The sequence below is a fragment of the Nostoc sp. FACHB-892 genome (assembly GCF_014698795.1).
In the GTDB taxonomy this organism is placed as follows: Bacteria; Cyanobacteriota; Cyanobacteriia; order Cyanobacteriales; family Nostocaceae; genus Nostoc.
This window is the reverse complement of sequence record NZ_JACJTR010000013.1, coordinates 16323-29584: the sequence shown is the minus strand read 5'-3', so window position 1 is coordinate 29584 and position 13262 is coordinate 16323. Positions and strand designations below refer to the sequence as shown.

9 protein-coding genes and 1 pseudogene are annotated in these 13262 nt (G+C 39.0%); 5 read left to right on the top strand and 5 right to left on the bottom strand.

Annotation, left to right across the window (positions count from 1 at the left end):
• Positions 1-102: 102 nt before the first annotated feature.
• From H6G96_RS18310 to H6G96_RS18290, 5 genes and pseudogenes are all read left to right on the top strand, one after another.
• Positions 103-1311: a 4-hydroxy-3-methylbut-2-enyl diphosphate reductase gene (locus H6G96_RS18310; RefSeq protein WP_190912774.1), complete on the top strand. Its 1209-nt coding sequence runs from the start codon at positions 103-105 to the stop codon at positions 1309-1311.
• A gap of 87 nt (positions 1312-1398) precedes the next feature.
• Positions 1399-1698, top strand: a complete 300-nt coding sequence (locus H6G96_RS18305; RefSeq protein WP_199339604.1) for a hypothetical protein — start codon at positions 1399-1401, stop codon at positions 1696-1698.
• Position 1699: 1 nt separating this feature from the next.
• The gene (gene cbiE, locus H6G96_RS18300; RefSeq protein WP_190912773.1) at positions 1700-2920 is read left to right on the top strand and encodes a precorrin-6y C5,15-methyltransferase (decarboxylating) subunit CbiE; all 1221 of its coding nucleotides are present in this window, start codon (positions 1700-1702) and stop codon (positions 2918-2920) included.
• A 288-nt stretch (positions 2921-3208) separates the two neighbouring features.
• Positions 3209-3550 (top strand): annotated as a pseudogene (locus tag H6G96_RS18295) (GTP-binding protein); the annotation flags it as partial.
• Between the two features lie 96 nt (positions 3551-3646).
• Complete coding sequence (locus tag H6G96_RS18290; protein ID WP_190912771.1) at positions 3647-3802, top strand: hypothetical protein; 156 nt, start codon at positions 3647-3649, stop codon at positions 3800-3802.
• A gap of 315 nt (positions 3803-4117) precedes the next feature.
• Here H6G96_RS18290 and H6G96_RS18285 read toward each other — a convergent pair whose 3' ends face one another.
• From H6G96_RS18285 to H6G96_RS18270, 5 genes are all read right to left on the bottom strand, one after another.
• Positions 4118-4993 (bottom strand): acyltransferase, encoded by an 876-nt coding sequence (locus tag H6G96_RS18285; protein WP_242063317.1) that lies wholly within the window; start codon positions 4991-4993, stop codon positions 4118-4120.
• Between the two features lie 162 nt (positions 4994-5155).
• On the bottom strand, positions 5156-5872 hold the full coding sequence (locus H6G96_RS18280) for an acyltransferase (RefSeq protein WP_190912770.1): 717 nt from the start codon (positions 5870-5872) through the stop codon (positions 5156-5158).
• A gap of 590 nt (positions 5873-6462) precedes the next feature.
• Positions 6463-6594 (bottom strand): hypothetical protein, encoded by a 132-nt coding sequence (locus H6G96_RS42400; RefSeq protein WP_277932932.1) that lies wholly within the window; start codon positions 6592-6594, stop codon positions 6463-6465.
• Between the two features lie 319 nt (positions 6595-6913).
• The gene (locus H6G96_RS40775) at positions 6914-7135 is read right to left on the bottom strand and encodes a hypothetical protein (protein WP_199339603.1); all 222 of its coding nucleotides are present in this window, start codon (positions 7133-7135) and stop codon (positions 6914-6916) included.
• A gap of 6 nt (positions 7136-7141) precedes the next feature.
• On the bottom strand, positions 7142-12808 hold the full coding sequence (locus H6G96_RS18270) for an alpha-2-macroglobulin (RefSeq protein ID WP_190912769.1): 5667 nt from the start codon (positions 12806-12808) through the stop codon (positions 7142-7144).
• Positions 12809-13262 lie beyond the last annotated feature (454 nt).

Sequence of the window (13262 nt, the reverse complement as noted above, 5' to 3'; positions counted from 1 at the left end):
AGGCTAAAGGACAAAAAGAAGTAATATCTTTGAATACAACACCGTATAAATTGCGTCTTGGCGCGAGAAAATAAGAAATAGTGGTTTCAGTAGACAAATCTAATGGATACAAAAGCTTTTAAGCGCAGCCTGCAACATTCAGAAAATTACAATCGCAAGGGCTTTGGTCATCAAGCAGAAGTTGCCACCCAATTGCAATCTGAGTATCAGAGTAACTTGATTCAAGAAATTCGCGATCGCAATTACATCCTGCAACGGGGCGATGTGACAATCCGACTAGCACAAGCCTTTGGCTTTTGCTGGGGTGTAGAACGGGCTGTGGCAATGGCCTACGAAACCCGTCAGCACTTCCCTACAGAAAACATCTGGATTACTAACGAGATTATCCACAACCCTTCTGTAAATCGGCGGATGCAGGAGATGGAAGTAGAATTCATCCCAATTGAAGGAAAGAATAAAGACTTTTCTGTTGTTGGCATTGGTGATGTAGTCATATTACCCGCTTTTGGGGCTAGCGTTCAAGAAATGCAGATACTTCACGATAAAGGCTGCAAAATTGTTGATACAACTTGCCCTTGGGTATCTAAAGTTTGGAATACAGTAGAAAAGCACAAAAAAATCGATTATACATCAATAATTCACGGTAAATATAAGCACGAAGAAACAGTTGCTACTAGTTCCTTTGCTGGTAAATATTTGATTGTGTTAAATTTGTCAGAGGCAGAATATGTTGCTGACTATATTATTAATGGTGGGAACCGTGAAGAATTTCTGACAAAATTTGCTAAAGCTTGTTCAGCAGGATTTGACCCTAATCAAGATTTAGAAAGAGTTGGCATTGCCAACCAAACTACGATGCTTAAAGGCGAAACTGAGCAGATTGGCAAGCTTTTTGAGCGGACTATGTTGCAGAAGTATGGCCCCACCGAGTTAAATCAGCATTTCCAAAGCTTCAATACCATCTGTGACGCTACCCAAGAACGGCAAGATGCAATGTTGGAGTTAGTGGAACATAATTTAGATTTAATGGTAGTAATTGGTGGGTTTAATTCATCAAATACTACTCAATTGCAACAAATTGCTTTTGAGCGGGGAATTCCTTCTTATCATATTGATACTGTTGAACGGATTAAATCACGAGATTCCATAGAACATCGGCAATTAAATGGGCAGTTAATAACTACAGAAAGTTGGTTGCCAGATGGTGAAATTGTCGTGGGAATTACTTCTGGTGCTTCTACACCAGATAAGGTAGTAGAAGATGTGATTGAAAAGATTTTTGCAATGAAAGCAACAGCAGCGCTGGTTTAAGAGCGAGCGCTTATCAAGTAAGCAAGTTAGTAGTAACGGCTAAAGTCCTTACTACTAAGCCTCAAAACTAGCTTAGGTATTGTACTAGTGGTAAATGAAGCAAGCTTTAACTCAGTCGATATTGAACCTTATTCTATTTCAAAAAATTTGCAAGACCTATTTTTATATAGTGGGAAATATCGCCCTGAAATATATTTAGATGAAAATGTCCGCTCTAGAATTTCTACCTTTGCGTTGTTAGCTTCGGCAGATGAAATCGTCGCCAGGTGTGAAAGACTAGCAACAGATATTAACACAGGACGCATCAAAGAGATTATCAATAAATATGAAAACAATCACGGAGATTACTTGTTTGTAATCGCCGATAAAGTATTAATCATGAATTAGCATGACACAGAAATGGCTTTCTATCGTCGGTATTGGGGAAGATGGATTACAGGGGTTAAGCGCGATCGCTCGTTCTCTAGTCGATCAAGCTAAAGTAATTGTGGGAGGCGATCGCCATTTAGCAATGCTCCCTACAGATGACCAACGTGAGAAACTAGTCTGGACATCCCCCATTAGTACTTCAGTAGAGGAAATCATCCAACGTTGGGGTCAGTCAATCTGCATACTTGCAAGCGGCGATCCGATGTGTTATGGCATTGGTGTCACGCTAATGCGACGGATTCCCATCTCTGAAATGACAATTATCCCTGCACCCTCAGCCTTCAGCCTCGCCTGTGCTAGAGTTGGATGGTCTTTAACTGAAGTGGAAACCTTGAGTTTGAATGGTCGTCCATCTTCTCTGCTTCAGTCTTACATTTATCCAAAAGCGCGGCTATTGATTTTGAGTGAAGGGAAGGACACACCCGCCGTTGTTGCCCAAATTTTGACAAATCGCGGCTATGGTGGTAGCAAAATCACCGTGTTAGAGCGTATGGGTGGCGCTCATGAAAGAATTGTGGAAGGTACGGCTGCATCTTGGAGTGAAACTGAAGTTGCTGCTTTGAATGCGATCGCAGTTGATTGTATTGCCGATGCTGGGGTTATTCCTTTACCAAGATTAGCAGGATTACCAGATAACGCCTACCACCATGATGGACAGTTAACGAAGCGTGAAGTTAGGGCGATCACCCTAGCAGCTTTGGCTCCCACACCGGGACAACTATTGTGGGATGTGGGCGCGGGTTGCGGCTCAATTTCTATCGAATGGATGCGGAGTAACGCTCGGTGTCGAGCGATCGCGATTGAACAAAATGCTTCTAGACTACTATATATTGCTGATAATGCCGCCACTCTTGGTACTCCAAATCTGCAAATCATTGAAGGTAAAGCGCCCCATGCCCTAAAAGATTTACCTACACCAAATGCGATTTTTATTGGTGGTGGAGTGACAGCAACAGGACTTTTTGATGTTTGCTGGGAAGCACTGCGGCCAGGTGGGCGTTTGGTGGCAAATGTGGTGACGGTAGAGGGTGAGCAAACTTTATTTCAATGGCATGAGCGAGTCGGTGGTGATTTAACTCGTATTGCCATCCAACGGGCAGAACCTATTGGTAAATTTTTGGGCTGGCGAGGAATGGCGGGTGTGACGCAATGGGTAGTTGTAAAAGGGACTGGGAATTAGGGATTGGGTAATCAGCAGAAAAATTTTGGAACAATTTCCTAGTAATTCAATAATTGCCTAGTAGTTATATAATGAAAAAAATACCTTGCAACAAGTTTTGATATTTGAGCCGTGAGCAACTGTAGCCTCAGAAAAATTCACTCCTCTGACCCAATAATTGGCAAACAGTGCCCACCTTAGCATTGCTCTATTAGTATGGCTATCTGGCATGGTAATGCAGTTTCATCCTTGCTAGACAGACTCTCGCTACATAGTCACCAATAGAGCAATTATCAAGATTTTAGAATTATGCAAACAGAATTACGGGATGCGTTTGCCTCTGGCACTGGGCAAAGCCCAATCGCCCCGCAAGAAATAGATCGTCGGCGTAACTTTGCAATCATCTCTCACCCAGACGCAGGTAAAACTACACTTACCGAAAAGCTGCTACTCTACGGGGGAGCAATTCAGCAAGCTGGTTCTGTAAAAGCTCGTCGTTCTCAACGTCATGCAACTTCAGATTGGATGGCAATGGAGCAACAACGGGGAATTTCCATCACCTCAACAGTCTTACAATTCGAGTACGAAGGGTTTTTACTCAAGCTAGCTGAACTGGCAGACTTTTGCCTTGCAGATATATATGACTTTGCCTAAGCACACGGTAGAGAAGAAACCAAGCGCATTCACGAAGTTGTTTATAAGTTCGGCATCACCAATCCCATAATTACTGAAAAAATTACTCAGCATTTGCAGTCAAAAGGGTGTATTGCCATTGTTGATAGCTATACAGGAGCTATTGATATTCGGATTACTCCCTTTGGCATCACAACAGTTGAATTAGGTGGCTTGACGGGATTAATTCCTCAATATCGTCAGCAACCGTGGGTATTTCTAGTACGGTAGCCAAATATGGCCAAATAATCATTTGGAACTGACAAGATTACACCTCTAATAAAGCGATCGCTCAGTCAAGTAAGAAGATAAGCGGTTAGAGATGGTGTCAATCAGAAATGAAGGGGTGTTAATACTGAAAAAGTGGACACCCCTCAACTTGATTAAGAAAGAGGAGAGTAAGTTGTGTCCGTTTGATCGTAGCTATAGCTTTGTTTTTCACGAATCATAGTTAAACCTTCTTGGAGTACAGTCAAGCGATCGCCCAAGGGTGCTGTAATATTCGTAATACTAAGGATGGCTCTTTGCCCTCAATTATCGACTTGGTTAGGGAAATAAACAAGCAAAGGCAAGACCAGCGAAACTCTGATTAATCCATATATGCAATCCTAGTTGTCGCCATTCAGTTCTAAAAGCAATACAGGTAAAGATAATAGCCAATTGCCCCCAAGGTAAAAAATTTCTGATAGCTACTAACCTGGGCTTTTGGGAAAATCCAATATCTGCGGCTGCCATTCCTAAACAGAATATGCTTAAGAGCCAAGGATTGGCTTGTTCAATAAATCCATTCAACAAGTATAGAGGTGTTAGACCAATTACAAAAGCGATGATGATAAGCATCAATAATCCAAAACGCCGCCATATAGGCAACAATAATAAAGGAAACAAAAAGTACATTTGCCATTCTGTGGCAATAGTCCACATAGGTGAGTTGATAGTTATGTATGTATGCTCACCAAGATTGTGGACTAATAGCAGGTGAGATAAAACATCAATTAAAGAAAACTTAGGTGAAAATGAGCCGAGTTCAGCTACTTCATTCCATTGAAATGGAGTAATTTTCTCTAAAATGCAGGCAACTGCTCCTATTAGCAGACAGATAAATAAAGCTATGTAGTACGGGGGTAAAATTCGCTGCGATCGCCTCTTGATATAATTAATCAAACTTCCTGGCAAATGACCATTTTCAGAACGGGCTACTGGCAGCATCAAAACATAGCCAGAAAGCACAATAAAGCTGATGACACTAAATGCACCGTATTTCATAGCTCTCGCAAAAAAGAACCAGTGTATAGGCAATTGTTCTCCAATTGCTGGTTCAACGTGAACAAGTACAACATACAGAGATGCTAATCCACGTAAGCCATCCAAATAAGGAAGATGGAGTCTTTTTTCAGTAGGTTTCTCTATGATTTTAGTCATTTAGTTAATCTCATACTATGGTTTTGCTGATAGATAGATTTACCTCTGCTTAACGTGTTTAATAATGCTCAAAGTTGTCTTCTGTTGCTAAAAGATTATGCATCAAATTAGTAAATGGCTGCCTGTGTTCAAATAGAACTACCCAGGCAAACTTGATAAAACTTAGTTTGAAGATGACATAGGTAACTCTGTAGACTTGGCAAGTTCTTTACCGTCACGGCTTTTAATTACTCGTGCAGGTATACCCACAGCTACCGAAAATGGTGGAATATCTTTAGTAACAACAGCGCCAGCACCAATTACACTACCTCTACCAATAGTGACACCATCTAATACTTTTACCCCATGACCTAGCCAACAGTCATCCTCAATAGCGATCCCCTTACAAGTAATACCTTGGTATTTGATTGGCTCTATTGGATCTGCAAAATTGTGATTATTGGCATATATTCCAGTGTGGGCTGCAATTAAACAGTGTTTGCCAATTTTTATGTCACCAGGGCCACTAATACAAACGTTAGGACCAATAAAAGTATCTTGACCAATCTCTATACAAGTGTTGTTTAATGCCCCTATCACTACGTTACGCTCAATGACAACTCCATTTTTTAGATGAATTCTATTGTTTTCGTGTCCTTTTCCATCCATACGAACACCTTTAAAGATATAAACTCCATTCTCAATTTCAATAGAATCAGTACTAAGGAATTCAACGCCATCTTGAATATAAACTGAGCTACCTAGCTGGGCAAAAATAGTCCGATATAGTAAAGTACGTAACTTTACGCCCCCAAATATTGTTGGAATGTCACCTAAAAAAGTAGTTAACAAAATTTCTTGGAGCCGCTTTAGTTTTGAAAAAACTTTCAAATTATTCATACTACTATTATTTTCAGCTAAGTTGTGAGTTTGGAGATTTTTTGGTTTGGGAATCCTGTATTTGAGTCTTAATATGTACCATCTATATTTCTATATCTGCATTTTTAAATTACAGATTAATGCAAAAATCAGATGGTTTATTTAACAAACCAAGACAAGCTCTAAGATTAGAAGCTACTAAATACAGGTGTTATTTAATTTTTAGATATAGCTATATAAGAAATGCTGTATCTGTTTACAAGCAAATTCTGTAATTACAGCAGTTTTAACCGATCTGAGTTCTGCTGTACTATTTAGTAGTTGTACAAGTTGAAAATTAGAGAAAATACTTTTTTATATTCGGACATGATGAATACTGAAGCTTAATGCTTTACCACAACATCAAACACCTAACTCTCGATGTGTATTAGTTAGCAATTTGACAAGCTACTATCATTCAGGTATTCAGTCATCAAATATCAAAGTAGTTATTTCAATTCAATTACATCTGTTTATGCTGTTCCAAAATTGGAATCAAATTTACTCGCTGGTATCAAGATGTAATTGTTGAATTCCTCATAAAATTTCCAAACAAGTACAAGCGCATTAAATTAGGGGGGAGTATCTCCAACTTCAGCCATCACATTGAAGTTAACCATCGGAGCAAATAAATAAACACTTCCCCGATTACTATAACGGCTTACTTGCAGCCAGTTTTTAGAGTCTGCTGCTGTTGTCATCATTACGTACACAGAGAATTTACATATTCACTAGAGGGCCTTTATAGTGACACAAGTAGTGTGCTTTCACTATCCTAAAAGAGAGTTACAAAATTCTTATAAAGAAACAGTAAAGTTTAAACAAAAAACATAAAGATTTCAAAATAGACATAATTATAGAATCAGTATTTTCCTGATTTAGGGGATTAATCATACTAGCCATAAGTCTCTATTAATTAAATAGATAACTACTATAAATCAGAGTAAACACAGATATAAAAACAACCATTATTGTATTTTTGGTGCTTTATGAGACTGTAAATTTTACTACTCATTCATGACATTAAGTATTGACAATCACCTTTTTATGGATGTTGGACAAAAATCTACTTGAATAGCAAGACAGGGATGTGGCTGCTGGGTGGCATTTGGGCTGTAGTACTGCCAATTGTCCGTAGATTACCATAATCAGTAAATTGATATCTTGCTTTTCTACGTAGCTGGCTATAACTTTTTCTAGTTCGTCATGTATTATCTGACAAATTAGTGCAGCTAAGGATGGCATAAATAATTACTTCCTATCCTCCAGTATTAATGTAGACTCAGCTGTACGCCCAAATTCTTCTGGTGCATATTGCAGGTGAACTTCTGCACCAGGCCAAGAAAATGTACCAGGAGTAACAGAACGAACTAAATAGTGCAGACTATAAACTCCTGGTTCCAGGTGGTCGGAGTAGGCGATAATGCGATCGCGGTAGATATTTCTAAAGCCAAGTTCCCAGCTATCGGCTTTTGCTTGTAATGCAGCTGTGGTAGTTTGGAAACTTGCATCCACAGCCTCAAAACCTGATGGTAAAGGGTCTTTAATCACCAGATGATCCACAGGATGATCGGCAATGATTTCTAAACCAATATCAAACACCTGTCCAGAGGCTAAAGTCAAGGGTTTATCGAAAGCGTAAAGACCTGTTTTTTGTAAAACTTTCTCTTGATTTACTTGACTAATTTCTCGCGTTATGCGTAAACCGTTAAACCTACCTGGTTGATTTCCCTGCAAGCGATAATTATAAGCAACTAGATAGTGCAAAGTTCCATTACCTGATTTTTGCAGTGTTAAATCATGACGACCATGAGGTAATTGATTCATTGGCACATTTACTTGTAAGCTAAGATTTTTGTAGCCATCAAAGCGGTTTTCTCCTAACTTATTACCAGCTAATTGCACTGTGGCAACAAAATTAGGTGGCGTAGGTTGCAGTTGGCTATATTCTACCAAAGCTGTTAATGCTTGGGCATTATTATAGTTAGTCTGCCAAGTGCCATCTCGTCGCAGTGCCAAAAGACTTTGGAATAATTTATCTATAACTTCGGGTTTACTCTGCTTGGCAACAAACAAGCGTAAAGCTTGGGCTTGCGTCGTGGTAGATGAACTCATCCATTCCCAACTACGTGGTAAACTTACAACCGCCGTGCGACCAGTTTCATAGATATTCTGTTGCAGTTTGTTCGCCAACTCTTGAGATTCATTTTGCCATTCTGGGAATTGAGATAAGTATCGCGCCAATTTAATTTGAGTTACTAAATCAAAGTTATTGCGCTGCCCATAAATATCTGTAAGAAAAGTATTGCGTTTATCTCCTATTTCTGCTAAGGCTATTAAAGCATTAAGTTGCAGTTGCCTTTTACATAATAGTTGTTTGCAAAAATCATATTCTCCAGGATTCGCTAGAACTTTTTGTAGATAAGGTTTCACGCGAGACAGGATTCCTAAATCGACTAAATTAGGGAATACCTGACTGGCTTTAGCCAAAGATTCACCTGCATAAGAAGAAACCCAAGGGTCAGATTTTTCTTGTCCGGGGAAAGCAACAAAACCACCATCAGCTATTTGGAGTTTTTGTAATTGTTCAATGGCTTGTTTTGCCTGTTGGCTAGGATTAAATTCTGAAAATGTCTGACCATATTTTTGTGTAAGATTTTGCAGATTAGCAGCAATCATTAACTGACTTGCAGCCGGTTCTGTAAAAGGCAAATCATTATCTTCTAAAACCTGCTTTGCTGGTGCTTGAATCTCTGGTACCAAAGTACTCGCCAACTGAATGTTTAAACCTCCTGCATCAGGGAAGGTGTTTTTATCAACATTCAGAGGAATCTTCACCTGTTTTTCAGTTACACCACCTTCAACGACTTGTTCTGTAATTTCAATTGGTTTAATTTCCAAAGGAACTTCAAAAGCATCTGCGGCTGTATTATTTAGTTGAGTGGTAAAGCGGACTTTACCAACTCCCACACTATCCGCCACCATTGGAAAGCGATAAGCATGAGTTGTAGATTCAGCTTTGGTTTGTAATGCAGTAACTGTGGGGTTTTTGTCAGCAAACTTCACCTTACCGCTAAGTTCGCCATTAATTGAGAGATTTCCTGTATTTCCGGTGTTGTTGGTGACGGATAAACCAGCAAGGATGCGATCGCCTGGACGGGCAAACTGTGGCAACATGGCATTAGTTAGCAGTGGCTTTGTGGCGATAAACGTCGCGTCCCCATTCCCGAAACGCAGATTTCCATCGGTGGCCACAGCCATCACCCGCCATGTAGTTAAGTCATCCGGGAGTTTAAAAGTTATCTGTGCATTGCCATTAGCATTGGTGAGAACAGAACCGTTGTAGTAAGCTAAGGCTTGAAAGTTTGTGCGAGTGCGAGTATTTGCTGCACTAGTTGAGAAACCACCGCCGTAACCCCAACCTTTGGGTTTAGCTATATTTTGTGTTTGTAATATGACATCTGGTCGGTTATCGCTAAAGCGGGTAGATATTGGCTGTTCTGCATAAACTGTATCTACCAAATCTGGCGGACGATAACCAGAAAGTTGTAACACCGCCTCATTTACCACCATAACTGTAAACTGTCCTTGGGTGGGGTTTCCTTGATTATCTTTTAGTTCCAGTTGTACCGTTTCTTCTGCACCAGGTTCCAATGATGCTTGCACGGGTTTAACTTGCAGTTTTAAATACTTATCCCCCAAGTTAACTTTAAAAGGTGTAAAACCAATCTTCACCAAATTATCTAAACTTCCCGCTTCCGCTTGGTTTATCGGTTTACCTTGTCTGACTAAGACAGCTTCAATAGCCGCATTTGGCAGCATTTCTGGCGTGACTTTAAACTGAATTTGTGGTGCGCTTCCCTGAGTTTTGGTAATTTGCTGATAAAGAGGTTTGTCTTTAATTACAGCAAAGTACAATTCTGCGTCTGGATAGGGAGATTGAATTAGTACAGTAGCGGTTTCACCAGGTTTAAACTCTTTTTTATCTAGCTGAATTTCTAAGACATCTTTTTCTTTAGAACCCCAAAATACTGGATTCTCCCCAGTTGCCCAAATTTGTAAATCTGTGGCGCTTAATTCGTCTTTGGCATCACTAAAATTAACTCTAATCCGGTATGAACCAGATTCCGGTGTTGTCAAATTTACTGATTGTGGATTGCTAGCAGATGTAATTTCTACTTGTCCGACTGTTTTATATTCAACTTGATTTTTTGGAGTTCGGCTACCTTCTACCAATTGCGTGACGCTGCTGTATTTAATTTGTTGTAATTCCAGCCGCACCCGTTGACCTGTTATCGGTTTTCCTGTAGGGTCAGTAACAATGACTTCAATGGGAAAAGCCTTACCAGCATCAGCGATGAAATTACTTTTTAACCCGATAAGGCGATTACTCGGTAAGGCTGTAAAAGTTTTAGAATTCGCTACAGATAGATTAGAAACATCTGCAACTTGCACATCCACCCGGTAAGTCATCGGATATGGTAAATCATTAGCCACATTCACAGTTTGACTACTTTTACCATTAGCATCTAGCTGGGTATTAGTTTGCAATACATCACTAGATATAGTAGGCGTTTCCTCCGGCCATAGCCATTGCCTACCAAAAGTAAATTCATCCCAACCTTTAGGAACAAAATTAGCCTGTTGACGAGTAATAAAGTATTTTGCTTCGCCACCTTCTACAGGCGCACCAAATAAATAATTACTTGTAGCATTAATATTAACTTTGTCGTCAATGAGAGCAAATTCTTTATCTAAGTTGAGTTCGACTTTAAAATTAGGTGGCTTAAATTCAGCTACCCGAAATTCTCCAGATATTTGTTGCCCATTCTTCCCCTTAGCCTGGATTGTATGGTAGCCTAAACGCTGAGTTGTCTTGATTGGCAGTTCTAGAGAAAATGTACCAAATTCATTTGTAGTTTGTGTACCTAAATTGGTCTTTTGTCCATCAGGATTTACCAAAGTTAATTGGTAAACAGCATTTTTATCTTGCTGGATTGTACCATTTTGCAAGAAGTCAGCAAACCCAGTTAACCAAGCTTTTTCGCCTGGTTGATATAACTGTCTATCTGAAAAAATTACCCCGCGTGATTCTGGTTTACCATCTTGCCAACTTGCATCAATACCGTAGCCATAAACGCCGCTATATTCTTCGGTTCTAGCAAATGCCCAATCTTGATTCTCACGGGCAATTACTAATAATTGTGGTGATTTACTAGAACTTTCATTCCCAGAATAACATTGCTGTAATTCTTCCCGATTAATTCTAAAAGTTCCATTTTCATCAGTTTTACCTGTTGCACAAGGTATAGGTTCGGGGCGAGATTTAGCCTGTAACTTTGATTGATAAATTTCAACAGCAGCCGCTTGAACTGGTGAACCATCTGTAAGATGATTAACGCGAATTAAACCTGACTCAGGGAACCACTGAGTAAATACGCCCAAATTCGTCAATTCAACCAAGCCATAAGTGGTAGGTTCTCGCCACAGTTCTTTACCATTCTCCTGATATTTATTAGTGCGGGCTTGCACTCCATAAGCTAACATTCCCGTAGCTGCACTTATTTTTTCCCGGAGAGGAACAGCAACGTCAACTGATTGATTTTTATTACCCGATACCTTAAAATTTTGCCAATCAGAAGGTTTTGGTAATAAATCATTACCATAATTAAAATAAACTAAATCTGTCGGTTTAACTACTCGATAAGCTGCTTTGTATTTTGATTCTGGCAGATTTACTGTACTAATATTGAGCTGTAAATCTTTACCTGTGGGGAAAATATTCAAATCTGATGGTACCCAGATATCCCCAGCTAAATCTCCAGTATCATATTTAAGTGTGACAGGTTTACCTAAAGTCTGTCCAAACTTATCTTTGAGATTTTCGCTGATAGTAATTGTATAAGTTTTGGCTGGTTCTAGCGCGTAAGGATTGATGCCGACAATTTTATCTTCATCGTTGACTTGCAAAATTCTCGAAATATCTTTTGGTGCCGGATTAATGTTAATATTTTCTTTAGCTGAATCTGCCATTAAGACATTATTAAATTCTAGCTGGGGACTTCCTTTGATAAATCTTCCAAAAGTTCCACCTGCATCTGGCTGTCCGTAATAGTTAATTTTCTGAAATGCCAAAGGCGAATAAGTTACTAACTTACTGGCAAATTCTTTTTCTGTAGGGAGATTGCCATAAGCAGGACGTATTCCGGGAGAAAATACTAGCCGATAAGGGGTTGCTTTTTCAAGATTTTGCTGTGGGATGAGATTATAAATCCAATTGCGTGCTGAAGGGTCAATTTTTTCTAAAGGATCTTCATTTTCTAATGGTTTTTCTTCTTTATTTAATTCAACTTTAAAATCTGTACCTTTATTTTTACCTTCAGGAATTAACTGTGAATGTTTTTGTACGGAAGCTAAATCTAATTCTACATTAGAAGTGAACTGTAGCTTTTGTTTTAAATCAATTGGTTCGATATCAGCTTTCTCAATGGGATTGACACCGGGTAAATTAGTGAGTTTGATAGACTCGGTATTGAAAGTCCAAGGTAAATCTTTGTCTAAGCGATGGTTTTTTAAATCAGCTAAACCTGCTTTAAGAGTGACTTTAAATCTTGTCGCTATCGGCAATGCTTTCTCGGCTTGAAAACCCACCATACGCGGTGTCAAAAAGCGAAATTGACCAGGAAAAGGTGGCCAAATTGTAAATTTTTCTAATATTTTCTGTTGTTCTGGGCTGTCGAGGCTTTCAACTGGTATTAAAGCTTCTTTAAAGCGTATGCGGATTTGGTTAAGAGGTTTGGCATCTCCAATGGGACTAATTTGTTCAATCCAGTCTGGTAGTTTTGGCGGTGTTAATGGGGAAACGGCTGGGAGTGGTTCTTTGCTTGAGTTAATACTAAAAAAATTACACCCTGCCATTCCTAGTATAAATGTAAAGATAAGAAGAAACTGTATTGGTCCCTTACGGCTTGAATAATGCCCATTTTTTTTAAATGAACCTCTAAAGATGTTAAGAATGCGATAGGTTATTTTATGGTAAAAACGTAATAAAACTCTGATCATCATCTTTTTAGTAATTTAAAATAAAAAAATCACAAAATTATAGCAAATAAAAATTTCCATTACTTCATAGATTGAGCAATGCCCAGACTGATAAAGGACGCAAGATAACTAGTTATTTTACTTAAGCTGTGGATATAACGGATGTTTATTTACATAGATAACTAATCGAGTGTTATTGTTCCAAAAATGACTACAATTCTTAACTATAAATATTTAAATTTCGTAAAAATTGATTTACATCTGCTAAGTTAAGACAAATGAATTATTAAGGATTTGACATATTTACTGATGTAGATGTAATCGCCGCGTC